This is a genomic window from Nostoc foliaceum FACHB-393, from assembly GCF_014698505.1.
Taxonomy (GTDB): domain Bacteria; phylum Cyanobacteriota; class Cyanobacteriia; order Cyanobacteriales; family Nostocaceae; genus Nostoc; species Nostoc foliaceum_A.
In genome coordinates this window covers 15,268-38,645 of the sequence record NZ_JACJTD010000061.1, presented here as the reverse complement: position 1 = coordinate 38,645, position 23,378 = coordinate 15,268, and the positions used below count along the sequence as shown (strand labels likewise).

Annotated in this window: 23 protein-coding genes and 3 pseudogenes; 14 read left to right on the top strand and 12 right to left on the bottom strand. The window is 42.3% G+C overall.

Annotation, left to right across the window (positions count from 1 at the left end; genetic code table 11):
- Window positions 1–39 precede the first annotated feature (39 nt).
- Window positions 40–351 carry a hypothetical protein gene (locus H6G92_RS30975; protein WP_190899644.1) on the bottom strand — a complete coding sequence of 104 codons (312 nt, stop codon included), beginning with the start codon at window positions 349–351 and terminating at the stop codon, window positions 40–42.
- 65 nt (window positions 352–416) lie between these two features.
- On the opposite strand from H6G92_RS30975, the gene H6G92_RS30970 reads away from it, so the two are divergent.
- On the top strand, window positions 417–1,181 hold the full coding sequence (locus H6G92_RS30970; protein ID WP_190899642.1) for a thioesterase II family protein: 765 nt from the start codon (window positions 417–419) through the stop codon (window positions 1,179–1,181).
- A gap of 88 nt (window positions 1,182–1,269) precedes the next feature.
- On the opposite strand, the gene H6G92_RS30965 is transcribed toward H6G92_RS30970, so the two are convergent.
- On the bottom strand, window positions 1,270–1,671 hold the full coding sequence (locus H6G92_RS30965) for an ExbD/TolR family protein (protein WP_190899640.1): 402 nt from the start codon (window positions 1,669–1,671) through the stop codon (window positions 1,270–1,272).
- The gene (locus H6G92_RS30960; protein ID WP_190899638.1) at window positions 1,655–2,308 is read right to left on the bottom strand and encodes a MotA/TolQ/ExbB proton channel family protein; all 654 of its coding nucleotides are present in this window, start codon (window positions 2,306–2,308) and stop codon (window positions 1,655–1,657) included. The genes H6G92_RS30965 and H6G92_RS30960 overlap by 17 nt, the downstream gene beginning before the upstream one ends.
- A 342-nt stretch (window positions 2,309–2,650) precedes the next feature.
- Between H6G92_RS30960 and H6G92_RS30955 the strand changes: the two genes are divergently transcribed.
- The 3 genes from H6G92_RS30955 to H6G92_RS30950 all read left to right on the top strand — a co-directional run bounded on the left by H6G92_RS30955 (window position 2,651) and on the right by H6G92_RS30950 (window position 5,983).
- Window positions 2,651–4,117, top strand: a complete 1,467-nt coding sequence (locus H6G92_RS30955; protein WP_190899636.1) for an energy transducer TonB — start codon at window positions 2,651–2,653, stop codon at window positions 4,115–4,117.
- 569 nt (window positions 4,118–4,686) lie between these two features.
- Window positions 4,687–4,932, top strand: coding sequence for a hypothetical protein (locus H6G92_RS39815; protein WP_094327534.1), 246 nt, complete (start codon window positions 4,687–4,689; stop codon window positions 4,930–4,932).
- 10 nt (window positions 4,933–4,942) lie between these two features.
- The gene (locus tag H6G92_RS30950) at window positions 4,943–5,983 is read left to right on the top strand and encodes a hypothetical protein (protein ID WP_190899634.1); all 1,041 of its coding nucleotides are present in this window, start codon (window positions 4,943–4,945) and stop codon (window positions 5,981–5,983) included.
- Between the two features lie 118 nt (window positions 5,984–6,101).
- Here H6G92_RS30950 and ilvA read toward each other — a convergent pair whose 3' ends face one another.
- Window positions 6,102–7,613 carry a threonine ammonia-lyase, biosynthetic gene (ilvA, locus tag H6G92_RS30945; RefSeq protein WP_190899632.1) on the bottom strand — a complete coding sequence of 504 codons (1,512 nt, stop codon included), beginning with the start codon at window positions 7,611–7,613 and terminating at the stop codon, window positions 6,102–6,104.
- 399 nt (window positions 7,614–8,012) lie between these two features.
- Between ilvA and H6G92_RS30940 the strand changes: the two genes are divergently transcribed.
- The 4 genes and pseudogenes from H6G92_RS30940 (at window position 8,013) to H6G92_RS30925 (ending at window position 10,451) form a co-directional block, all read left to right on the top strand.
- Window positions 8,013–8,315 (top strand): RNA recognition motif domain-containing protein, encoded by a 303-nt coding sequence (locus H6G92_RS30940; RefSeq protein WP_190899630.1) that lies wholly within the window; start codon window positions 8,013–8,015, stop codon window positions 8,313–8,315.
- A gap of 133 nt (window positions 8,316–8,448) precedes the next feature.
- Window positions 8,449–8,637, top strand: a pseudogene (rpsU, locus tag H6G92_RS30935) (30S ribosomal protein S21).
- A 55-nt stretch (window positions 8,638–8,692) separates the two neighbouring features.
- Window positions 8,693–9,196, top strand: coding sequence for a hypothetical protein (locus tag H6G92_RS30930; protein ID WP_190899628.1), 504 nt, complete (start codon window positions 8,693–8,695; stop codon window positions 9,194–9,196).
- A 247-nt stretch (window positions 9,197–9,443) separates the two neighbouring features.
- Window positions 9,444–10,451 (top strand): aldo/keto reductase, encoded by a 1,008-nt coding sequence (locus tag H6G92_RS30925; RefSeq protein ID WP_190899626.1) that lies wholly within the window; start codon window positions 9,444–9,446, stop codon window positions 10,449–10,451.
- Window positions 10,452–11,137: 686 nt separating this feature from the next.
- Here H6G92_RS30925 and H6G92_RS30920 read toward each other — a convergent pair.
- From H6G92_RS30920 to H6G92_RS30895, 5 genes and pseudogenes are all read right to left on the bottom strand, one after another.
- Complete coding sequence (locus tag H6G92_RS30920) at window positions 11,138–11,833, bottom strand: pentapeptide repeat-containing protein (protein ID WP_190899624.1); 696 nt, start codon at window positions 11,831–11,833, stop codon at window positions 11,138–11,140.
- A 282-nt stretch (window positions 11,834–12,115) separates the two neighbouring features.
- A complete protein-coding gene (locus H6G92_RS30915) occupies window positions 12,116–12,298 on the bottom strand; it encodes a hypothetical protein (protein WP_190899622.1) in 183 nt (60 codons plus the stop codon).
- A gap of 763 nt (window positions 12,299–13,061) precedes the next feature.
- Window positions 13,062–13,454: pseudogene (locus H6G92_RS30905) on the bottom strand (alpha/beta hydrolase); the annotation flags it as partial.
- A 172-nt stretch (window positions 13,455–13,626) separates the two neighbouring features.
- Window positions 13,627–14,079, bottom strand: coding sequence for a serine aminopeptidase domain-containing protein (locus H6G92_RS30900; protein WP_313890013.1), 453 nt, complete (start codon window positions 14,077–14,079; stop codon window positions 13,627–13,629).
- Window positions 14,080–14,165: 86 nt separating this feature from the next.
- Complete coding sequence (locus H6G92_RS30895; RefSeq protein WP_190899618.1) at window positions 14,166–14,432, bottom strand: Precorrin-3B methylase; 267 nt, start codon at window positions 14,430–14,432, stop codon at window positions 14,166–14,168.
- A 204-nt stretch (window positions 14,433–14,636) separates the two neighbouring features.
- Here H6G92_RS30895 and H6G92_RS30890 point away from each other — a divergent pair, with 204 nt between their 5' ends.
- The 4 genes from H6G92_RS30890 to H6G92_RS30875 all read left to right on the top strand — a co-directional run bounded on the left by H6G92_RS30890 (window position 14,637) and on the right by H6G92_RS30875 (window position 18,982).
- Window positions 14,637–15,506, top strand: a complete 870-nt coding sequence (locus H6G92_RS30890; protein WP_190899616.1) for an inositol monophosphatase family protein — start codon at window positions 14,637–14,639, stop codon at window positions 15,504–15,506.
- A 44-nt stretch (window positions 15,507–15,550) separates the two neighbouring features.
- Window positions 15,551–16,531, top strand: coding sequence for a 2-dehydropantoate 2-reductase (locus H6G92_RS30885; protein WP_190899614.1), 981 nt, complete (start codon window positions 15,551–15,553; stop codon window positions 16,529–16,531).
- Window positions 16,532–16,773: 242 nt separating this feature from the next.
- Window positions 16,774–18,255, top strand: a complete 1,482-nt coding sequence (locus H6G92_RS30880) for an ABC transporter permease subunit (protein WP_190899612.1) — start codon at window positions 16,774–16,776, stop codon at window positions 18,253–18,255.
- The gene (locus tag H6G92_RS30875; RefSeq protein ID WP_313890012.1) at window positions 18,248–18,982 is read left to right on the top strand and encodes an amino acid ABC transporter ATP-binding protein; all 735 of its coding nucleotides are present in this window, start codon (window positions 18,248–18,250) and stop codon (window positions 18,980–18,982) included. Before H6G92_RS30880 ends, H6G92_RS30875 begins: the two co-directional genes overlap by 8 nt.
- Here the strand turns inward: H6G92_RS30875 and H6G92_RS30870 are convergent.
- Window positions 18,979–19,467, bottom strand: a complete 489-nt coding sequence (locus H6G92_RS30870) for an NUDIX hydrolase (RefSeq protein WP_190899610.1) — start codon at window positions 19,465–19,467, stop codon at window positions 18,979–18,981. The genes H6G92_RS30875 and H6G92_RS30870 overlap by 4 nt on opposite strands.
- Window positions 19,468–19,575: 108 nt before the next feature.
- On the opposite strand from H6G92_RS30870, the gene H6G92_RS30865 reads away from it, so the two are divergent.
- Entirely contained in the window at window positions 19,576–20,187 is a 612-nt protein-coding gene (locus H6G92_RS30865; protein WP_190899608.1) for an NADPH-dependent FMN reductase, read from the top strand.
- Window positions 20,188–20,448: 261 nt separating this feature from the next.
- Here the strand turns inward: H6G92_RS30865 and H6G92_RS30860 are convergent.
- Together H6G92_RS30860 and H6G92_RS30855 are read right to left on the bottom strand one after the other, a co-directional pair.
- Window positions 20,449–20,617, bottom strand: a pseudogene (locus tag H6G92_RS30860) (IS4 family transposase); the annotation flags it as partial.
- 167 nt (window positions 20,618–20,784) lie between these two features.
- The gene (locus H6G92_RS30855) at window positions 20,785–22,359 is read right to left on the bottom strand and encodes a GMC oxidoreductase (RefSeq protein WP_190899606.1); all 1,575 of its coding nucleotides are present in this window, start codon (window positions 22,357–22,359) and stop codon (window positions 20,785–20,787) included.
- 347 nt (window positions 22,360–22,706) lie between these two features.
- Here H6G92_RS30855 and tmk point away from each other — a divergent pair, with 347 nt between their 5' ends.
- Complete coding sequence (gene tmk / locus H6G92_RS30850; protein ID WP_190899604.1) at window positions 22,707–23,342, top strand: dTMP kinase; 636 nt, start codon at window positions 22,707–22,709, stop codon at window positions 23,340–23,342.
- Window positions 23,343–23,378 lie beyond the last annotated feature (36 nt).

The window sequence follows — 23,378 nt, the reverse complement described above, 5'->3', positions numbered from 1 at the left end:
TCGGCAGTAGGGGTTCAAGGATTTCCCACTCTTCGTCTGTTAGGCTGCTAGAGTACGGCATGACTGCTGGATACGGCTTTTGCGGTAACTGTACTTCAAGATAGTAAAAGATGTCAAATGGATTCTATAGAGCGATTCTAGCTTGACAGGTTCACGCATTCCTAATACTTTGAGAATGCCATGCCGTTGTTCGTAGTTCTTTTCATATTGATTTGATGCAGCAAAAATTAACTTCTTGGTTTTTTCATCCAGAGTTTTGCCCAATCCTTCTAAAGCGTGGCCACCACTTTGGAAAACCATAGCGGCGACACCGCTAACGGCTGATATCGCCCAAGGTTCTATTCCTGTCATAAGATTATCAGTTAATATACTTAAAAATTAAAGCAAAGTTGTATTATCCAACTCTAAGTTATATTATGACAACTACACCAAGCTTCAATTCCTGGGTTATCTGTCCGCAACCAAATCCTCAAGCAAACTTGCGTTTATTCTGCTTCCCCTACGCTGGTGGGAACTCGGCAATTTTTCGCACATGGCCTAATAATCTACCGAGTAATGTCGAAGTCTGCGCTGTGGAATATCCGGGACGGGGAAGACAGATGAAGTCAGCACCTTTGACGCGGTTAGAACCCCTTGTTGAAGCGATCGCTCCAGTTCTGTTACCATACTTAGACAAACCATTCGCCTTCTTCGGTCACAGTATGGGCGGATTAGTTAGCTTTGAGTTGACACATCTACTTCGCTCTAAGTATAGTCTTGCTCCCTTCCACATCTTCATCTCTGCTCGTCGCGCCCCGCAAATCCCGTCTACAAAACCACCTCTCCACGTTTTATCAGACCCTGATTTGCTTAACGAGCTACACAGTCTTAACGGTACACCCAAAGCAGTATTAGAAAACCCGGAACTAATGCAGATGTTCCTCCCCATTTTGCGGGCAGATTTTGCCGTTCTGGAAACTTATATTTACACTCAAAAACAGCCACTAGAGTGTCCTATTACTGTTTTTGGTGGTTTGCAAGACCAAGAAGTTAGTCATGAGGCTCTGCAAGCATGGCGAGAACAGACGATCGCTAATTTCTCATTACATGAGTTCAACGGCGACCACTTTTTTATCCATTCCCACCAAGAGTTAATATTTAAACTTATGTCTCAAGAATTGCAGATGTGTAAGCGTAGTTGATAGTAGTCATGAGGTAAAAAGGAGTTAGGAGCCAGAATATAGAATTTTCCTGACTCTCTGAACTTCTGATATACAATATTTCTACTGTTTATTTTTGGGTAGCGATCGCTAATTTTGCCCCTTCAACTTGACGTACCCGATCCATCACTGCTACTACCCGACCATAATCAACTTTTTCATCAGCATTAATAATCACCAAAACTTCTGGGTTCGAACCAACTAAGGCACGTAGTTGCTCTGTCAAATCATCAACTGCAATTGGTTTACGGTTTATACTTACCTGTTCTTTTTCATCTACCGTAATCGTAATTTTAGTAGGAACTTGCTGTTGTTTTGCCGTAGTTGCCTTCGGTAAATTTACTGGTAAACCTTCTGAACGCGTTAAAAACAGAGTTGACATGATAAAAAATGTCAAAATTGCAAATATCACGTCAATCATCGGCACGATATTAATCTGTGCTGGGATATCTGGTTCATCTTGTAGACGCATACGTTTTTTCTCCTCGTTCATAGCGACGGCGATAAAGTAATTCTAGTTGTCCCCCATACTCCTGAATTAGGGCGATTTGCCGTTGGTAGAGTCCCCGGAAGGTATTGGCAAACAAGAGTATGAATATAGCAACTATCAATCCTGATGCTGTTGATACTAGGGCTTCACTAATCCCAGCCGTCACACTTGCCGTTTTACTACCTCCCACATCACCAAGATTTAGGGAAGCAAAAGAAGCTATCAATCCTAATACTGTGCCGAGAAGTCCCAACAGTGGTGCCAGGCTAATGATTGTGTCGAAAAGGTTTTGGAAACGTTTTAACACAGGTATCTCAGCCTGCGATTCGCTTTCTAACGCCAAACGAAATTCCTCCGGATTTGGCTCTTCCAATTCTAAAGCCGCCAGAAAAATCCGGGCGAGTGGTAAATCTGCGTTTTTCTGAAGTTTATCCATTGCACCGACAACATTATCGAGACGGTAGAGATTCAAAACATCTCGCACCACTCGGTTTTGACGCTTATTGATTCTTACCCAAAACCTGATCCGCTCGATGATCAGTGCCACACCCAATACCGAAAACGCCAACAGGGGCCACATGACCACACCGCCTGCTGCAAACAAATTCTGAATTCCCATGTAGTGCCTCTATAACATCATCCACAATACAAAATCAGACTACCAGAATCTAGAGCAAAGCTGAAACTTTTTCTCAATAAAATATAAAATACAATGATAAATTTTTCAAATATAATGCTCATTATTTTTATTTACTTGTTCGTTTGTTTTACATAAATTAATTTAATTCTATTGCAACAAAAATTAATCTTGTTCAAAAACCATGATGTTGGTGGTTTGGAAAGATATTTTTGCTAGTGCAGGGTTCCGTAACATTATCCCAACTAATTTTAATTTTTTACTTGATATTTGTAACCTTGCATTCTAAGATAGCTAAATTAGTGAGAATAGGTAGCAATAGCTATGAGCTTTTCCGGCATTACTGTCGAGCAACGTTCCAAAGAAGTTGAGGCTCTCAAGTCTTTTCTGACTTACAGTCTAATAGGTTCACTGGCGCTGCATATCGGCGTACTGTCCTCAGGCATAAGTAATTATTTGACGAGAGTGCCCACAGGAGAAGAAGAACCAATAGAGGTGGCGATCGTGGATTCTCCAACTGCGGAACCAGAAAAACCACTTGAAAAAATTCCTGAAGAACCCAAAAAATTACCAGAAGTTATTCAAAAACAGTCTATAGAAACTCCGCCAGTACAAAAACCAGTACAAGAATTTATTGAAAGACCAAAAATTCAGCCAGTTGAACAACAACCAAAACAAACTACTCAAATTCAGCCAGTTGAACAACCAAAACAAACTACTCAAAACCCACAACCAACAAATACGCAAATTGCTCCTAAACCATTAGTTCCTGTGACCACTGTTGCTCCTCAGGGCGGTGGCGGAGGTGGCGGCTCTGGCGTTGGTTTAGGCTCAGGTAGTGGTATTGCTGTAGGTACAAGCAGCGGTACTGGCACTGGTGGAGGAACTGGCACTGGCACTGGCGGTGGCATTGGCAGTGGAACTGGTACTGGCATCGGTAGTGGCATTGGCAGTGGAACTGGTACTGGCATTGGTAGCGGCATTGGTAGCGGCTCTGGCAATGGAACTGGCAATGAAGTAGGAAACCGTCCGCCAGTAGCAACAGCGCCAGCAGCACCAACACCTCCAAAAATTAACAGTTCAGGTAATGGTAATGGTAATGGTCGTGCAGCCTGCCGTGAATGTAATGCCAAGTATCCAGAGGCAGCAAGACGGCGAGGAGTTGAAGGCAGAGTAGAAGTAGCTGTAGATACTGATGCACAAGGTAATGTTACCAATGTGCGGATTGCTCGCTCCAGTGGAAACCGCGACTTGGATGAAGAAACCATGAGACAAGCGCGTGACTGGAAATTAAAACCAGCAGATGGTGGTAGACAAGGGGTATCTATAGCGACTGAATTTGCCATACAAGGTTCACGGCGATATCGCCAAGCTCAAGAACGGAAAAGACAAAGACAAGCAGAAGAGAGAACCCAGCAAACAAGGGCTGCCAACTCCACAGAAGAAGCTCCAAAACGTAGGCGCAGAGAGTTGACACCTTCATCTAATGAAGCTAGAGCCACAAGACCGGCAATATCTGGATTTAGTCGGCGACTGGAACCTCAAAGAAGGGAAAGTACTACTACAAACTCATCATCTGGAGCTAGGACAACTCCTTCTCAAGGAAGTGCAAGAGAATCTCTACGCCGTATCCGTACTGAACGAGCGGGTAGTAATTCATCACAAAAGCCACAACCAACCACAAATCGGCGGCGGCGAAGAGATAACGCTAGCCAGAACAAGTTGCGGGAATCTTTGCGCGGTTTACGCCAAAAACCTCAATCGCAACCTGCTGCTCCCAGTCAAGAATAGTAGTCTGTCAAGTTAAGTTTGCTGGGTTTGTAGTGAGCGCTTTAGCGTTCAAATCAAGGACTAAAGTCCTGACTACAAACTTCTAATAGAGTGGCAAAGCTTACTGGAATCATACTTTGATTAGCGATCGCACACCGCCTCCTAAAAATAGGAGGCGGTTCTTCTTTATACAGGAATGACTTTATTAAGCATTACCCCTCTACCATGAGGATGAGGGGTTAGGAGTGCAGTAATTTTATGATGGATAATTAGACACACTGGCAATAACTTGATTTGACAATCAGTAGAAGTGAATAATCCTGAACTTCCCCATTCCCCAATTTCTCTGATGAAGTCGATGAAAATCGCCTGCGCCCAAGAACTGGCAGTAGTGTTTGCTCATCACCAAATTATATGCTGAGAGAATAGTTAATAGCTAACTATCAAGTTGCTCATCTGCACTTTATGCTAGGCGTTAAATTCACTGATTTGAATAAAACTTCTACATAAACACACACTGATGCAGTTTGATTTGCTTGAATAGCTATATTGATAGGACATTGATACGACGGCAATTCACAATCCTGATTATGGCAAGTAAATTCATTGATGTTAGGGAATATACTGTCAGGGCGCACAAAAGACAGATTCATACTCGTGTTTTCCAGTTTGTCTGTAAAGAGTGTAACGATCTGACAAAGCGCGAGACTTTTGGCCCTCGACCTTTATATTGTGAGAGATGTCGGCCTCCCCAACCGCCTAAGAAATCCCAGCCAACATCTCACAAAGCAAAACCCAGAGCAATGTCTTACAAAAGTGATATCGATTTAAATTGATTGAAGCCTTATGAATCAAAATGGACAATTAGAGCCGCCTCCGGGCACTTTTCTCTCACCACTGTTGGAATTACGAGACTATTATGCTCGTCTTACAGAAGAGTACGAACGCCTCTTTGTACAGGCGCGATCGCAGCTCGATCATGTAGAAGCGTTGTTGTCCAACTGGTCTTTTTCTGATACCAACAAGCAGATATCAAGACTGACGGCGGCTGATGAAACCTCAAATCTTACCCAAGAAGCCTCCCTGCGGTTTTTATCACCTCTTGATGACATCGACGAAATCAAATTGGTGGAGTCTGTACAGTCAAAACTCACAGACTCAAATCAGGTTGAGATAGATAATTCTTTTTCTGCTGCTGTTGATACAAAAGAGAGTCAACCTCTAACTACATCGCCAGATGCAAAGATCGCCCCAGAGAACAACGATAGTTCAACGAAGGTGGCGGAAATTCCCATGCTACCCCAGTATAATCACGCTCTCTCGCGCATGGAAGCCATAAAACAGCTATTGCAAGAGCAGATAGGCACTGTTTGTCATATCGATTTTATCGTGCGATCGCTTTATGGAGAGTTAGATTCCAATCTATTCAAAGTAGTTAAAGGTAGGGTTCAATCTTCCCTCACCCAAGGCAGAGAAAGGAATTATTGGGTAACTATTCCTGATGAGCCAGGTTGTTATACTCTGGATTTAAGTTTGGTAGCCCCAAGTAACCGCAATGGTGCTTCTAGGAGCATCAAAAACAAAAATAAGAAGCCTTTTGTACCCCCGACAAAAACAGTACCGATGCTCAAAGCCTTTGAGGGTCAATTCTTAATTGATGCCCTCACCTCTCTGTTTGAAGAAAATCCAGGTAAAGTTTTCAGCGTTGCTGAAGTCATCGCCGGAATTTATGGAGAACTAGATTCTCAGCAACTTCGAGAGATCAAAAATAAGGTGCTAAATGAATTATCTAGAGGCTATCGGACAGGTAGATTCTCTAGGGTTCCTAACCAAATTGGCTTCTATACTTGGGACTCTAATCTGATATTGGGGGCTAGTTCTCGCTAAATTGGCAGGGGAAGAGGCAGAGGGGCAGGGGGCAGGGAGCAGAGGGGAAAGAGGTAATTTTATTATTCTCCCCCTTGCCCCTTGCCCCCTGCTCCCCTGCTTCTTCTCCACTCCCCACCTATCCCAAAAACAGCTTGTATGCCGGATTCTTGTTTTCATCCCAATAGCGATAGCCCAGGTTATCGAGAAAAGCTTGCCACTCTTCCATCTCGTGGGGGGGAACCTGGATACCAACAACGATTCGACCGTAGTCTGCGCCATTGTTGCGGTAGTGAAAAAGACTAATATTCCAGTCGGGACTCATGGAAGTAACAAACTTCATCAATGCACCGGGACGTTCGGGAAACTCAAAACGATAGAGCAATTCATTGTGAGCCAGGGGAGAGTGCCCACCCACCATGTGGCGCAGATGTAATTTAGTTAGTTCGTCATCCGTTAAATCAAGAGTTTCAAATCCTTGAGCTTCAAAGTTTTCTACCATTTTGGCAGCATCAGCACGATTTTGAATTTGCACACCGACAAAAATATGGGCTGTTTTTTGATCGGCAATGCGATAATTAAACTCGGTAAGATTACGTTTGCCAATACATTCACAAAACTGGCGAATACTTCCCCGTTCCTCAGGAATTGTGACTGCAAAGATCGCTTCGCGGCGTTCGCCCAACTCTGCCCGTTCTGCCACAAAGCGGAGGCGATCAAAATTCATGTTTGCACCGCAAGCTACAGCAATTAAGGTTTGTCCCTCGATTTGTTCTCGTTCTGTATAGGCTTTGGCCGCTGCGATCGCTAATGCACCAGCTGGTTCTAGAATGGAGCGCGTATCCTCAAACACGTCTTTAATCGCAGCACAAGTATCGTCTGTATCCACCAAAATAATTTCATCTACATACTGCTGACATAAACGGAAGGTTTCTTCACCTACTTCTCGCACCGCTACGCCATCAGCAAATAACCCCACTTGGGACAAGCGCACCCGATGTCCGGCTTTTAGCGATTGAGACATAGCATCAGCATCTACTGGTTCAACGCCAATAATCTTGATTTCGGGACGCAAGCGTTTTACATATGCACCAATCCCAGAAATTAATCCGCCCCCTCCAATCGCTACAAAAATTGCATGGATGGGTTGCTGATATTGTCGTAAAATTTCCATCCCAATTGTTCCCTGTCCAGCAATTACATGGGGATCATCAAAGGGATGAATAAAGGTCAATCCTTTTTCTACTTCTAATTCACGGGCATAGCTATAAGCATCGTCGTAGGTGTTTCCATGTAACACGACTGCTCCGCCCCTCATTCTAACCGCGTCTACCTTGACTTGGGGTGTAGTTATTGGCATGACGATAATCGCTTTAGTTCCCAAGCGATTGGCTGCAAGGGCAACTCCCTGAGCATGGTTACCCGCAGACGCTGCAATTACACCCTGCGCTAATATATCTGCTGGCAGTTGCACCATCTTGTTATAAGCACCCCGCAGTTTAAAGGAAAATACTGACTGCATATCCTCACGTTTCAGCAGGAGTTGATTATTTAGCCGCGCAGACAAATTTGGAGCATACTCCAGTGGTGTTTCCTGGGCAACATCGTACACACGGGCAGTGAGAATTTGGATGAGGTAGTCGCAAAACATGGGCGTCAAGGTGTTAGCAAATGCCGGATGGAAATTAATTTTACGTTACAAGCGATCGCACTGGTTTTATTTAATTACACTCCCTCGAAATTTTGAGTGAATAAAATTTAAAAAATACTAATACTATTTGAAAAGAAAGAAATTCAGTAATTGATTTTTTTTAGTGACCTCAAATTCAGTGCGATCGCTGATAGATTGATTTTAAAAGAGTTTCGCCAACTGTCCGAGTATTTAGATCAACACATAGGTATAGTGTTGCTTATGAACATAACTTCTCAATTTATGTTAAGGTATTTATGGAAGATTAAATTCGGCTGTGCAGTTTGTTTTTATATATACTTGTATTACAGACCTCTCCGGATCTAAATCTCTACACCCCCTGATTCTGGAGACATTCTTATGTCAATTTACGTCGGTAACCTATCTTATGAGGTTAAAGAAGATGACCTCCGGCACGTCTTTGCAGAATATGGAACGGTAAAAAATGTTCAATTGCCTATCGACCGAGAAACAGGTCGGATGAGAGGCTTCGGCTTTGTAGAAATGGAATCAGACGCACAAGAAACAGCAGCGATTGAGGCCCTTGATACTGCTGAGTGGATGGGTAGGAGCTTAAAAGTCAATAAAGCCAAACCCAAAACAGACGGAGGTTCCTCTGGCGGTAGACGAGGTGGTGATGGTGGTTCCTCTCGCCGCTATTAAGGTTTAAAACTAATAATTTAACTCTACAGTCTTGAGGGCAGACAAGGCGTCTGCCTTTTTTTTGTGCTTTGGTTGACTGGAGCATTTACCACAACCTAACCACAAACTAAGTCAATTTAGTAGAAATTATAATATGGCGCAAATAATACTAGGCAAAAATGAAGGGATTGAATCGGACTTACGTTGATTTAAGCGAGAAGTATCCAAGACGGGGGTTTTTCCAGATATCAGAAAGCACCGACACTTTGAAACGCCTCTGCAAAAGCTCAAAAGCAAAGCAATTGCTAAGGATAAACAGCGTAAGAGAAGTTTCCACAATTGATAATCTCTATCTCTTATGAAGCCATGCGCTCATTTTTGTAACAGGTGTAGTAACCATGAACCCAGAAGCTAAACATATTGTTAGCGAACTAAGGCGTGAGTTCTACTCTAACTTTGCTGCTGCGATGGATATGCCAGTGCTCATAACTGGTACATCTTATAGTAGTAATTCACCGATCGCATCTTGGATGGATCATAGGCAGAGACTGAATTATGTAAATGTATATGCTTATACAGCACCTGATGAATTTGTCCCATTCCGCCCATTTATTCTTCGACTAGCTATTAATAAGAGTGCTGGTAGAGTCACGACGTTTAGAAAAGGACAAGTCTGCCGAGGTCTTAATTTGGTGTGGGACTTTGAATTAACTGTACTACCAAAAGAAATCTTAGACTTTCTTCCCTGGATAGTTAATTTAGTTGAAGCTCATGATAAAGGTTCGCCCTTATTGCTAAAATCACCACCTCATTCATTTGAATTAGAAGTACCAGAGGCTGGGTTATTTAATAATGCATGGACTCAGAAAGCTTGGCTCCTTGCAAATTCGACAATATCCTAATGGTTGGTGCTAATCGCTCTTTTAGCAACCGATTAAAAATATATGTGCTTGGGCTAAGTTTACCCAATAATAAAGTAGGCTCGCTACTTTGGAGAACCTCCCAAACCTTTGTAAATTTTTAAAACAAAATAGGTAACGTTGCACTATTGCTAAAAGGTTCTCCTCATTTGCTTAGTAATCATGCTACTGGCGCGTTAATGCCTACTATATGCCTGATAATTAATAAGGCAATTTACAGAGAGCAAAGATGCAGACTCTCCAAAAACTCTCCCTCCCAAGCATGGGCTGCGGGACTTGGGCCTGGGGCAACCAACTACTTTGGGGATATAACGAAAGTATGGATGACCAGTTGCAAGCGGTGTTTAACCTTTGTGTAAGCAACGGTGTGACTTTATTTGATACAGGTGATTCTTACGGAACAGGGAGATTGAATGGACGAAGTGAGCTACTCTTGGGACGATTCAGCCGAGAATATGTAGGTTCAGGCAAAGACAATATTTGTATTGCTACTAAGCTTGCTGCTTACCCGTGGAGATGGACACGTCATTCAATGGTAAGGGCTTGCAAGTCATCTGCCCAACGCCTGGGAAGAAACGTAGATTTGGTACAGATGCACTGGTCGACAGCAAACTATGCTCCTTGGCAAGAGGGAGGGCTGTTAGATGGTCTTGCCGATCTTTATGAGCAAGGACTAGTTAAGGGAGTAGGACTATCTAATTTTGGGCCTCAGCGGCTTAAGCAAGTGCAGAAAAAGTTTGCTGAACGAGGCGTTCCTATTACTACTCTGCAAGTTCAATACTCTCTGTTGTCTACATATCCTGTCACCCAACTAAAGCTTAAAGACCTTTGTGATGAGTTGGGAATTAAATTGATTGCCTACAGCCCTCTGGCTTTGGGGCTACTGACAGGAAAATACTCTGAGCAAGGGCCTTTGCCCAAAGGCATCCGAGGTCTGCTGTTTAGGCAGATATTGCCAGGAATGCGTAGAAGCGGAGCGGCTTCTGCTGGCGGATCACTTTTGGCAACTTTGCAAGAGGTAGCACAGTCCAGAAACAAAACTATGTCACAGGTAGCAATTAATTGGTGCATCTGTAAAGGAACCATTCCCATCCCTGGAGCAAAGAGCGTGGAACAAGCAAGGGAGAATATTGGTGCATTGGGTTGGCAATTAAATGCCAGTGAGATTGCAGAGTTGGATAAGGCGGCGGCGAATGTAGACAAAAAAATGGTACAGAATATCTTTCAAACTAAGTAAAATTTCAAGGTTACTGAATTTGAATATGAATCATTGCAAAAATTTGGTTTAAATCTGAGAAGGAAAATACTTGGATTTTACACAGATTCAGACATAAATATCTTAATTATGTCTGATTAACTAATAATATAACTTACTCTTTTCCGATTCAAATAAAGTGCTGTTTTAGCGAGTGTATTGTCAAAAATAGGTTTTATAGCGGTTATTGCATGGGTAAGGTACAGAAAAAAGAATTAACCACAGATGAACATCGATACTCGTAAGGGCACGGCAATGCCTTGCCCCTAAAGGTGTACATCATTTAAATGAGAATCGCTATATCTCAACTATATTCGTAATTAAAATTTCGTAAAAACTATTTTTAGATAATATTTTAAAAAGACTTAAATCAAGGAGTTATGTCCTAATATTTGTTCTGAGGATCTTGATTTTTAAAGTTTTCTAAGAAAGAATGAATATTGAGTCTAACATCTTGTAGACACTCTTGGTGACAACTTAACCTTATCCAATGTCCATAGTCCGCGAAAGCGGACTTTTTTTATGCAGCTTCAAGTTTTAACCGATTGTTAAGTAGATAGGCATACATAAAAAACGCTTTGTAGTAAGCACTTTAGTCGAGAAAATCTTTAGTGAAGCCTACAGCTGGCGGGTACGCCTAACCTAATTCTAATCGCCTCTAGATGTGCTTATTTTCTAGCAAAAGCCAAGTCACTTTCAATCAATTTGGCACCTGTTAAGTTAGCCCCACTCAAATTGCAGAAGTGAAAATTTGCCCCTCTGAGGTCTGCTAGTGATAAATTAACTCCTGTTAAATCTGCATCAGTGAGGTTAACTTCACTTAAGTTAGCGCTACTTAGGTTAGCCCCACTTAGGTTAGCTAGTTGCAGGTTTGCCTTGGTTAGGTTAGCCCTCATTAGGTATGCCTTACTCAGGTCGGCTCCACTTAAATTAGCTTCACTTAGGTCTGCTGCCGTTAAATCAGCTTTACTTAGATTGGCTTGGCTTAGGTCTGCCCAACTCAACTTTGCATAACTTAGGTTAATTTCACTCAGTTTTGCTGATGCAAGTATTGCACACCTGAAATTAGCATTAATAAAATTTCTTTCTCCCATTGCATAACGGCGTAAAGCGTCATCAGTTGTTACTCTGTTTAGAACAGCTTTTGATGCGCCTTGATAACACCATGCAGCTTCTAATAGTTTGGTAGCAGTGTTAACAGCTATCTCATCACATTTAGCGATTATTACCCCATTGCAGCCATCCCACTGACCGTTAAGCATAAGGGCAATCTCACTAGCAGCAGCAATTGAGTCAAATAGTAGAATAGATTCTTCATGCCGTTTTAACCAGCTATTCCAAACAATCGAGATAATATTTTTCATTTCTATTAAGTGTTGGCGCGTTAAGTGACGATTACGGCTCTAACTTCAAGATATTATTAAACTCTGCTTACCTATCTCTGCCTTGAATTATTTATTCAAGGTTATTTCCACCAGCTACCAGCGCAAAAGACTGGGCTTTCTTTTTCAAAACTACCTCTTTTGTGCACCAGTTAATGACAGAGCGCTGTACAAAGACCTACAACACTGATGCGGCCAATTTACAGCGCCCAGTCACAAAGAAGTTACAATCGGCTTAAGTACAAAGTCTGCAAGAACTAAATCCTAAGCGGCTGAGTCTGAGCGTTCTATTTGCTGCCGAATGGTCTCAATAGAAGCATTAATGCCAGCTAGTTTCGACTCTAAATCATCTCGCATCCAAATCAAGAATTTTAATTTCCGCTCTAAGCTAGCTTTGTGCGAAATGGGTTCGCTTCCATAACAGGCATTACCCCAAAAAGGAAACATAGTTTACCTCTGTATTTAGCTTTTGTAACAGTGCAATATATTGCACCACTACACTACATTATGACTAATCACAATCAGACTGGTGTGTGTAACAACCGATCTAAATTGTACGTGCTTAACGAACTTTACTAAAAGTTCTCTATTGAACTAGCAGAGTTTCCTATACTGCCTTCGATTCTTTCGATTCGCCCTTAAAGAAAAATTGCAGTGATGGTGGCACTTCAGCTAAAGACAAAAAGATTCTGCCAATTTGGCATTACAAGTCTCTGTTTTGCAGTTTAAATGAGATATCAAGAGAACGGGACAGCCCAAAGGTTACACGAGGACTGGTTTACCTTATGCCTCAGTACCTCCACAAACCGCCAGTTGTTGACCCAACGCTGTAGAATATCTTCTCAGGCAACTTACAGCGCTCGGTCATCGCTTCGTTACAACTGGCTAGTAATTTACTAGAAAACACATAGCAATTAACGGTTCTCGTTTATGTGAGTTACAACCGTAGGGGCACGGCACTGCCGTGCCCCTACACTTGGCGATATAATGTTGTACCGCATCTGAGTGGGAACCGCTATAAATCTATCTAGTAGTTAGATTTGGCAGATATCCCTGCTGGCATATTTCCTCTCTTCTCTACGAAACGCTACGCGAACGCTTAAATGAAGAGGATGAAGGCCGATGATCTTTTTACATACTGAGCTTATGAAATTATACTCAATCTTATAAGGAAGAAAAGCTTAAGTGAATTGTATTGTATTTAAGAGGGTTAAAGCAGACTAGTATAATGAGGTAATTGCTGATTTGCCTTTACAAGCTTAGTAAACTCTTGCAAAGTTTTCTGATACTTTTCTTCAGCTACCCAGAATAAATCATTATGATTTGCCTCTTCAACCCACAAAGAAAGTTTTGGCGATATTGCAGCATTGAACAGCTTTTCTCCATGAGCAAAAGGAATAATCTCATCTGCTTTTCCATGAATCACTAAGATTGGGCATTTTACTTTTTTGATATTCTCTAGATTGGGAAATTTATCAAAAGGTAAAATTCGAAATGGTACTATTACTTGAAAAGCGGAAATAAACGAACTTTCAATAATTAAACCAGCTACTGGTTTCTGCATTGCTAAGTTTACAGCAGAACCACCGCCAACCGAACGCCCTAAGAGGTTGTTTGAAAAGTGGTTAGCTGTGATTTTCAGCACCTCTTGATCCCCCCTAGCCCCCCTTTTTAAGGGGGGAACCGGAATCAAAGTCCCCCTTTTTTAAGGGGGATTTAGGGGGATATAAAACTTTTTGCTACCAACAACAGGACTTTTCAAACATCCTCTAAAACTATAATTTTTCAGGTAATATTTTTAAATTTTGGGTCAAATAATTGTAAGCGCTATTGATATCTTCATATGCGTGACTTTCTGTTGCCTTTCCTTGACTCGTACCATAACCACGATAATCATAAGCAAAGGCACTAAAACCCCAGGTGTATAATTTTTCTAATATCTGTTTGATATCTCCTAAATCTTCGGAATTACCATGAGAATAAAGAATAGTATAATTAGCTTTATTGTTCAATAAGTATGTAGCTGAGATATTTGTATTTGACCCACTTTTTAACTTAATAATTCCAGGATTATCCTGATAGCTAGAAGGTTGAGACAGAAAAATCATGCTATCTGCCCGAAGGTATACATATCCGCTAAAAAATATATAAATAAATATTAAAGATTGAAGCAATCTTTGCCAAGTAAAATCACCAATTAGCAATTTTATAAGTTGCTGTTTTTCCATTATATTTTATTTCTAGGGTAAAGCTTTATTAATAATGAAGATATCAGTCGTCAGAATTGAGTTACTTATTCTATACGACTAAAGGACTATTTTGATTTTCGTGCCGATTTGGGCGGTGTTCGGTGTGCGCCAAAATACTTCTCACTGCGATAGCGTAGCCATACCCGCAACACTTGCGGAATCTGCTCTTTTTGTTCCTTGCTCAGTGTATTATAAAGGGCTAATGCGCGATCGCGCTCACCCCTACAAGCAGCGTTGTTGTGAGCATCCCAATAGCTGCGGGCTACTCGAATCCGCCGACAGACTTCCTTTATCAGCGCTTCTGTTGTAAGTGGAGTTTCCTGCTTTGCCATACTCAGATGCAATAAATTTCTAATGCCATCGTAGTACCCCCTGATAAAAGTTGCGATGTTCTTATAGTCTCTTTAAGACACAAAGATTAGAGTAATATAGCAGCGGTGGTATCATTGCATCAAAATGATACCGTAATTTTGTCTAGATTATAGAATGCTATCGCCCTGGCAACGGTAGATTATTTCTTAAAGGAGTTTGCTGCAATGTCCACAACACCAACTACTCGACTAATTTTGGAGACTTTGCTCCCCCATCTCAAAGTAGCAGCAGCCTATGCCCATTTTCTTCAACCAAAAATTGCTGCACTTCCCCCCAAAGAACAAGGAAAAAACTTTTTTACTGCCGCGCTTACTGATGCGGATTTGGCTATTCAAAATCTGATAGAAGTTGTACTACTGGCCACTTTTCCAGAGATTCGCTTTTTTGGGGAAGAGTATGAAAGTTCTAACAATACTAAGTATTTTCGCGCTACCAAACTCGGTTCAGATGGTGATTATTTAGTCACACTCGACCCAATTGATGGCACGAAGTTTTACATTGATGGACATTCTAATTACCAAATTATTCTCAGTATTCTAAATTCGGATGACTTTGAAGCAGTAGTCGCTATTTCCCCTGCCCAAAATGTTTATTTTTACGCTGTTCGAGGTGAAGGTGCTTTTAAAGGGACGCTGGAGATGAGCTTAGAAGCCTGTGCCCCGTTACAGATAACATCCCCCAAACCTTCTATTTTGCTGGGATGGGGAATGAATTCTGTTGCACATTTACTAAAAGATCGATATAAAGTAATCGATATAGCCACTGATTACTCTAGTGATATTCAAATTCCCAATCTCAATGGTATTCTTAGTGGCGACTTGAGTGGAGCAGTGACCAAATCGGGCAAATTTATTGATAGTGCTGCACTTGCTTTTATTGCGAAAGAGGCTGGCTGGATTGTAACTACTCTGGATGGTTCGACTTTACCGCCACTGCATACTTGTCAAAACTATAGCCTGCCTGGATTGATAGTAGCTGCCTCACAATCTGTGCATCAAGACCTACTGAAAGCGATGCAAAGCGTAGCTGTTTGAGGGTAAATAACTAGTTAATTATTTGCTAACTATCCCTAAACAAAATGAAAATCTGTATTGTTGGCGCGGGTGCGATTGGTGGATATTTAGGGGCAAAACTGGCACTGGCTGGTGAAAAAGTGACGCTAATCGCGCGTGGTTCTCATTTGGAAGCAATTCAAAAAAATGGGTTGAAGTTGCTCATGGCAGACGGTTCTAGCCAAATTGCTACTCCGTCTCTGGCGACTAATGATATCCAGTCAGCAGGGCCACAAGATGTAGTCATTTTAACTGTCAAAGCTCACAGTGTGCCTGCGATCGCACCTTTTCTCCCTGCACTTTACGATTCTCACACAATGGTGGTAACAGCCCAAAATGGCGTTCCTTGGTGGTACTTTCGCAAGTATGGCGGTGAGTATGAAGGGACGCGGATTCAATCTGTTGACCCAGATGGGATTATTGAAGCTAATATCGGTGCTGATCGTGCCATCGGTTGTGTTGTTTACCCGGCAACTGAGATCATTGAACCAGGTGTGATTACGCATATTGAAGGCGATCGCTTTACTCTCGGTGAAATCGATGGTGCTAAAACAGAACGTATCCAATTATTGGCACAGGCTTTAAAACAGGCAGGATTTAAAGCACCAATTCGCAATCAAATTCGCACGGAAATTTGGATCAAATTGTGGGGTAATGTGGCGTTTAATCCCATCAGTGCCCTGACTGGTGCTACTTTAGAGGATATTTGCCGCTATCCCCTCACCCGTGAACTAGCGCGGCAAATGATGACAGAAACCCAAGCGATCGCCCAAAAGTTAGGTACTAAGTTTGGCATTACTTTAGAACAGCGAATTAATGGGGCAGAAAATGTTGGTGCCCATAAAACCTCGATGCTACAAGATATTGAAGCCGGACGCTCCACGGAGATAGATGCTATTGTTGGCGCGGTGGCAGAATTGGGAAAACTTACTCAAATTCCTACACCTTATATTGATGCTATTTATGCCAGCGTTAAGCTGCTGGAGGCGACCAAAATAAGAATTTGACAGTCCTTAAGTTTTTATGAGATTAGGCAGATATATTACCTGATAAGTCAGAAATTTATTTGTCTCCATAACTAAAGTCAGGGACTTGTACCTTGAATTACGAATTACGTTAGCGTAGCGGTAGCGAGTCCGCGAGCGTCATTACGAATTACGAATTAGTAATTATTTAGTCACAGGTATTATCTGCTCGATTGATGTGACAGTTTCAGGTGCGGGGTGTAATTTATATAATTATCAAGTTTATGAAGAAGAAAGTATGGTTATTAACAATACTAGTTGTAGCATTAGTAGCCAGCATCATCGGACATAGTAATTCTCTAAAAGCTGTCTCATCTTTAGGTAAAGACACGCTGACGATGATTACTTCCCCTGATTATCCTCCTTATGAGTTTTATGATACTAAAGGAGGCGATCGCCAAATCGTTGGCTTTGATATAGATATTGCTAAGACCCTTGCTGAAAAACTAGGGTTTAAACTTCAGATAATGGAATCTGATTTTAATGGATTAATTCCTGCACTCCAAGCAAATCGCGCTGATTTTGTAATGGCTGGGATGACTCCGACTCCAGAACGTCAGAAAAATATTGATTTTTCAATTATTTATTACGAAGCTAGAGATACAATTGTCGCTTCTAAGGGTAGCAACCTGAAGCAGCCCCAAGACTTATCAGGGAAGAAGGTTGGTGTACAACTAGGAACCATACAAGAACAAAATGCTCAGAAAATTGCTGAAAAAGTTGTGGGTATTCAGCTAAAGCAACTCAACAGAGTGCCGGAAGTAGTTCAAGAAATCAAATCTGGGCGAATTGATGCAGCAATTGTTGAAGATACCGTCGCTAAGGGATTTGCCCAAGCTAACCCAGATTTAGAATTTAATATTATTCCCTCAGAGGAAGCAAGTGGATCAGCGATCGCTTTTCCCAAAGGTTCTGCCTTAGTAGAACCGTTTAACAAAGTCCTTCAAGAAATGAAGGACAATGGCACATTGGCTAAACTAGTAACCAAGTGGTTTTCACAAAACACTACCACCAATTCTGTATCTTCAACTCCTGCCAAAGGCGGATTGAATCTTGATTTCACTAGAATTCTTCCTGATATTCCCTTTATTCTGCGGGGAATCCCTTTAACTTTGTTGTTTACGCTATTATCTGTCTCCTTGGGGTTAATCTGGGGAACAATCCTGTCTCTATTAAAAATTCTTGGCATCAAGCCGCTTACCTGGGTTGCTAACGCCTACACCTCTGTTTTTCGAGGCACACCTTTGCTATTACAGTTGGCGTTAGTTTACTACGCAACACCTCAGCTTACAGGCTATGACATTTCCGCATTGCAAGCAGGGGTGCTGACTTTTACCCTGAATTCTGGCGCTTATATGTCGGAAACCATCAGGGGTGGAATTCAGGCGGTGGATAAAGGGCAAAGTGAAGCGGCGATGTCTATGGGTGTTCCCTATTGGTTGATGATGTGGGATGTGATTTTGCCCCAAGCATTGAAGAACATTCTCCCAGCATTGGTAAATGAAACTATCGGATTGCTCAAAGATTCTGCGCTGGTGTCAACAATTGGGGTAGTGGAAATATTACGCAGCGCTCAAATCGTTGGTGCAAATAAGTATATTTATTTTGAACCACTGCTATTTGCAGGGTTAATTTACTATGTTTTAGTAATGGGTATGACTTTGGGTGCATCTGCTTTAGAAAGGAGGTTACGGGAAAGTGAGTAATGTAATCATTCGCACGGAATTCTTATGTAAATCCTTTGGCAAACTCGACGTACTCAAAGATATTTCCACTGAGTTTTATCAGGGAGAAGTGGTTGCTATATTAGGCCCTTCTGGCTCAGGTAAGTCTACCTTTTTACGATGCATAAACTTACTAGAACAACCCACCAGAGGCAGAATCTACTTTCACGACCAAGAAATCACCAATCCCAAGGCAAACATCGCTAAAGTACGGCAGCATTTGGTGATGGTATTTCAACATTTTAATTTATTTCCCCACATGAATGTGCTGCAAAATGTCACCTACGCACCCATAAAGGTGAAAGGAATAAACAAGCAAAAAGCAGAAGAGCATGGCTTAGAATTGCTTGCTAAGGTAGGTTTAGAGCCAAAAGCTAATGTCTATCCTTCTAAACTATCCGGGGGGCAGAAACAGCGAGTAGCGATCGCTCGGGCATTAGCAATGGAACCAGAGATGATTTTGTTTGATGAACCCACCTCTGCCCTAGATCCAGAAATGGTCAAAGATGTGCTGGAAGTGATGAAAGCTTTAGCACTATCTGGAATCACAATGGCAATTGTTACCCATGAAATGGGCTTTGCCAGAGAAGTTGCCAATCGAATTATGTTCCTCGACCAGGGAAGTTTAGCAGAAGATACTACTCCTGGCGAGTTTTTCCAAAATCCTAAGTGCGATCGCGCCAAGCAGTTCTTGGAAAAAATGCTTTAGAACAATTGAAATTCGCCGCTTTTTTTGTATTCTTGAAACTTTTCAAAAACAGGGCGATCATTTGGCATTAACGTAGGTAAGTCCGCCAAATCAAAAAATTCCAGCGCCAGCGATTCTCCATCTAGGCAAGCGAGACTGCCTGACCATTCAACGGCTCGCAAAATTAAAATGAAGGTTTGGACGCGATCGCCATTAGGATAGGTTACAGTTTCAAAGGCTGGGTTGGAAGAAAACCCCACAGCTGCAAACCGCTTAACCGTTAAACCAGTTTCTTCAAAAACCTCTCGTGCTGAACATTCTTCGGCAGATTCACCGACTTCTGGACAGCCACCAGGTAGCCCCCAAAGTTTGAAATCACTTCGCTTTTGCAACAGAACACGCCCCAAATTATCCTCAATAATCACACGTGCGCCAAATAATAGAAGTAGGCGATCGCCTACAACTTGTCGTAACTTGCCGAGATAAGAGTCTGACCAACTTGCCATAATCTGAGAGAAAGTTTGTAAAGAAACTCTAAAGGTAGCAAATAGCGATCGCCTGAAAACAGGATAATGCAGCTGAACTGGCCAATCCTTCAGATTCAACCTAGAACTATGGCATCTATACCCAAAATCCTCGCCTTTGCTGGTAGCACCCGAATTGATTCTTACAACAAAAAATTGGTAAAAATCGCGGCGGCTGGCGCTAAGGCAGCAGGTGCAGAAGTGACTTATATAGACCTCCGCGATTTGCCACTACCTCTGTTTGATGAAGACTTGGAAGCTCAAGAAGGACTACCTGCCAACGCCCGCACTTTTAAAGAGTTGATGATTTCTCATCAAGGATTGCTGATTGCTTCACCAGAATATAACAGTTCACTCACAGCAGTTTTGAAGAACGCCATCGACTGGGCATCCCGTCCAGCCCCAAATGAAGCACCCTTGGCAGCTTTTACAGGTAAGGTTGCTAGCATTATGAGCGCTTCCCCAGGTGCTCTTGGTGGGTTGCGGGGGTTGGTTCACCTGCGGTCTATCTTAGGAAACATCAAAGTTTTGGTACTTCCCGATCAAATAGCCGTAGCTAAAGCTTATGAGGCTTTTAATGCCGATGGCACATTAAAAGATCCTAAACAGCAGGCATCTATTGAGCAGTTAGGCGATGGCTTAACAAAGATATTGCTGAAGCTCAACTATAGCGGTTCTCGTTTACGTGAGGTACACCCGTAGGGGCACGGCAGTGCCCATTGGTGTCAACTTAAGAAGATTTTGCCCAAATTTGTTGGGTGTAAGCGTCAATGTCTCGATGACGCTTACGCCCTGCTTTAACTAATCCAAAGAGCTTTTGACGTTCAACAAGATAAGGGGTACTTCCAGAAATTAAATTATCCCATTTCTGGACTTCACTACGACTATCCCTCCCCTTGCTCCCTGCTCCCTGCCCCCTGCCTCTATAGCGATGGTATATTTTTTTATTTGGAAGTCCCTAAGGGGTACTGCCTGATTTTGTGGCTGCACATTGATTCTTTCTATATACTTGCTCGAAAATTTGTGCAAATAATTCTATTGGCAGTGTTCGCAATCGTTTTGAAACTGCTTGGGCACTCACTTCAATTCGACCTGCCCACAACAATCCTTCTTCCCATAAGACTCTTTGCACAAAACACAAAGGTACTGGAAAACAAATAGAAGCTCCGAAATTTCACATTAATAATCAGCTTTTTAGCCTTAACTGAACCGTATTGCCTTTAAGGTGTGTAGATGCAAAGAGGCTTGTCGTCAGACATCGCTTCAGTAGCCTATCTTTACCTTCTACCTCCTGCCTTCTTATTCCCACTCCCTGCTTTCAGGAAGCTTCTTGTTGAGAAAGCGATCCATACACCGCTCCGCTAAAGCCGCAATAGTTAGCGATGGGTTAGTGCAGGCAGTCGATCCAGGAATGAGAGAACCATCAACAACAAATAAGTTAAAATAGCCGTGGACTTTGCCATAAGTGTTGCATACAGCACCCATAGTTGCGCCACCAAGGGGATGAGCTGTAGCACTAAAGTCAAGCGGTGCGCCAAAATTTGTACCATTAGCTTGATTTAGCTGTTGGTAAGTATACTGATTAGCCTGGGTAATTTTTTGATTGTTGGCTGAGTTCTTGGGCCAGAATAGATTAGCTGACTGCGTAGAAGTATTGTAACTCAGATAGCCCTCCGGCTTTGCGATCGCTAGGCTCACAGGAGCCAACACACCTTGGGGAACTATCGGAAAAGGAAGTTGCTCGATGACTAATGGAGCGATGGGATTGTCGAAGTCTTCAATTACTACCGATGCTGGGCCACCCAGTGTGGCATTAGTTTGACCAGAAGTGACGATCGCACTCACCCCATCACCGTTAGTTCCCCACAATTTTCCGACTTGATTGTTCAGACGAGGCAATGTCTTATTGTGCTTGGCACGCAAAAGCAATTCAGTGGTACCAATGGAACCGGCTGCTAAAAATAGATAGCGACAGATAAAGGATTTTTTGGACAGTACAACTCCCCGCTCATTGATTTGATTGCAGGTAACTCGGAAACGGAAACGCCCATTACGGTATTCCTCGATTGTATTTACCACGTGTAGGGGTCGGATTTCCACCTTTTTAGTAGCTTCTGCCATGCTGAGATAATTTCGATCTAAGCTATTTTTTGCACCACTATTAAGGCCATAGTAAACTTGACCTGCGATCGCAGAAGGAACTTTCTTACCCTCGATTTCTTGTCGAACGATATCCCAATCAACAGCCACATCAAGCTTCTTAGCTTTTAAACCAGCTTTTGCTGCTTGCTCTAATAAGATCCGGCTTGCCAAATAGTAGTCAGTTTTTAGAATGTCATCTGGTATTGGAGATGGGTTGAGGATGGAACGCACCCTTGGATAGTAAACTTTATCCAGTTCCTCATATTTGATGCTGCGTGGAAAGACTTGATAAAAAAGTTCTTTAGTTGGCTGATAACTAACTGCGTTGTAGACTAGCGAACCGCCTCCTACCCCTGCCCCACGATAAACAATGATGCCATCGCCTACCTTAACATCAAGGACACCAGTGTATACATCAATTGGAACTTGGTTAAATATAACTGTAGTCGGACTTAACCAAGTAGACCGACCATCTGGATTCTGATATGTGGAGAAAGTATTACCTGCGGCGGTGATTGGCCATCGTCGTCCTCGCTCCAATACTATGGTTTTAATTCCAGCTTCACCAAGGCGCAATGCTGCAACTGCTCCACCAAAACCGCTACCAATCACTAGCGCTTCTACACATTCTTCACCACGATAGGTGGCAGAAGCAATGCTAGGCAAACCTATACTTGCGGTTGCTGCCAGTGTTGCTTGAATAAATTGACGACGTTTAATTACGCCTGACATAATTAATCTCCTGTACGAGTTGATTATGCACAGACACCTTGACATACCAGTTAAAATAACCAGCTGTGATTGATGTCTTCCAGGAATTACAGAAGTAACTTGAAAATCTCGACCATCTGGTTAGGGCAACTTCTGCTACACCCATTGCACAATCCCAAAAATACCAGTGTCAAAAATACTTGATCTGCCAAATTGCCAAAAACCTGTTTTTGTGTATTTAGAGACTGCCAAATAAAAAAATATCCAACTACTGATTGTGGGGTAAGCGTCTCACCCGCCTGTAACACTTCGCGCTATTCTTGATCAAACGTCAGCGAACAAGTTTATTGCAGCGAACTTTAAAAAGCATGGGTGGCAAACTAATTGTATTTGAAGGTGTGGAAGGCTGTGGCAAAACCAGCCAAATGCAGCTTTGTTCTGAGTGGTTGGAAAGTCTAGGTATTTCTGTGGTAGTAACTCGTGAACCAGGAGGAACAGAGTTAGGCTTACACCTTCGCCGCTTGCTACTAGAAAAAGCAGAGGATAAACCAGTTGCACAAGTGACAGAACTCTTGTTGTATGCTGCCGACCGATCGCAACACATTGAACAAGAACTTAAACCAAACCTCACAGCCGGGAAATACATTTTATGCGATCGCTACACTGACTCTACTATTGCCTACCAAGGATATGGTCGCGGTTTGAACATGAGTTTAATCAATCAGCTTAATTATATTGCCACTGGTGGTTTAGAAAGTGACTTAACTATTTGGCTAGATGTCGATGTCGAATTGGGACTGGCCCGCAAACGGGGAGATGGAGTAGGACTAGACCGCATTGAACAAGAAACAATCGCTTTTCATCGGCGCGTTCAGCAAGGATACGCAGAGTTAGCAGCATCCTATCCCTCACGAATTATGCGGGTAGATGGTAGCTTGAGTAAAGAAGCTGTACAACAAGTAATTCAAGGAATTTTACGTGTACACCTGAAGGAGTTGCCATAGGCATAACCTGAAAATTTGAGGCGATATAAAATGATA

Coding starts and splice junctions, on each gene's coding strand:
- H6G92_RS30920 (WP_190899624.1), bottom strand. CDS start 11,833: ATGAAAAATATTATCTCGATTGTTTGGAATAGCTGGTTAAAACGGCAT.
- H6G92_RS30855 (WP_190899606.1), bottom strand. CDS start 22,359: ATGTCAGGCGTAATTAAACGTCGTCAATTTATTCAAGCAACACTGGCA.
- H6G92_RS30970 (WP_190899642.1), top strand. CDS start 417: ATGACAACTACACCAAGCTTCAATTCCTGGGTTATCTGTCCGCAACCA.
- H6G92_RS30930 (WP_190899628.1), top strand. CDS start 8,693: ATGAACCCAGAAGCTAAACATATTGTTAGCGAACTAAGGCGTGAGTTC.
- H6G92_RS30960 (WP_190899638.1), bottom strand. CDS start 2,308: ATGGGAATTCAGAATTTGTTTGCAGCAGGCGGTGTGGTCATGTGGCCC.
- H6G92_RS30950 (WP_190899634.1), top strand. CDS start 4,943: ATGAATCAAAATGGACAATTAGAGCCGCCTCCGGGCACTTTTCTCTCA.
- H6G92_RS30915 (WP_190899622.1), bottom strand. CDS start 12,298: ATGTTTCCTTTTTGGGGTAATGCCTGTTATGGAAGCGAACCCATTTCG.
- H6G92_RS30965 (WP_190899640.1), bottom strand. CDS start 1,671: ATGCGTCTACAAGATGAACCAGATATCCCAGCACAGATTAATATCGTG.
- H6G92_RS39815 (WP_094327534.1), top strand. CDS start 4,687: ATGGCAAGTAAATTCATTGATGTTAGGGAATATACTGTCAGGGCGCAC.
- ilvA (WP_190899632.1), bottom strand. CDS start 7,613: ATGTTTTGCGACTACCTCATCCAAATTCTCACTGCCCGTGTGTACGAT.
- H6G92_RS30975 (WP_190899644.1), bottom strand. CDS start 351: ATGACAGGAATAGAACCTTGGGCGATATCAGCCGTTAGCGGTGTCGCC.
- H6G92_RS30925 (WP_190899626.1), top strand. CDS start 9,444: ATGCAGACTCTCCAAAAACTCTCCCTCCCAAGCATGGGCTGCGGGACT.
- H6G92_RS30880 (WP_190899612.1), top strand. CDS start 16,774: ATGAAGAAGAAAGTATGGTTATTAACAATACTAGTTGTAGCATTAGTA.
- H6G92_RS30885 (WP_190899614.1), top strand. CDS start 15,551: ATGAAAATCTGTATTGTTGGCGCGGGTGCGATTGGTGGATATTTAGGG.
- tmk (WP_190899604.1), top strand. CDS start 22,707: ATGGGTGGCAAACTAATTGTATTTGAAGGTGTGGAAGGCTGTGGCAAA.
- H6G92_RS30895 (WP_190899618.1), bottom strand. CDS start 14,432: ATGGCAAAGCAGGAAACTCCACTTACAACAGAAGCGCTGATAAAGGAA.
- H6G92_RS30940 (WP_190899630.1), top strand. CDS start 8,013: ATGTCAATTTACGTCGGTAACCTATCTTATGAGGTTAAAGAAGATGAC.
- H6G92_RS30865 (WP_190899608.1), top strand. CDS start 19,576: ATGGCATCTATACCCAAAATCCTCGCCTTTGCTGGTAGCACCCGAATT.
- H6G92_RS30955 (WP_190899636.1), top strand. CDS start 2,651: ATGAGCTTTTCCGGCATTACTGTCGAGCAACGTTCCAAAGAAGTTGAG.
- H6G92_RS30900 (WP_313890013.1), bottom strand. CDS start 14,079: ATGGAAAAACAGCAACTTATAAAATTGCTAATTGGTGATTTTACTTGG.
- H6G92_RS30890 (WP_190899616.1), top strand. CDS start 14,637: ATGTCCACAACACCAACTACTCGACTAATTTTGGAGACTTTGCTCCCC.
- H6G92_RS30870 (WP_190899610.1), bottom strand. CDS start 19,467: ATGGCAAGTTGGTCAGACTCTTATCTCGGCAAGTTACGACAAGTTGTA.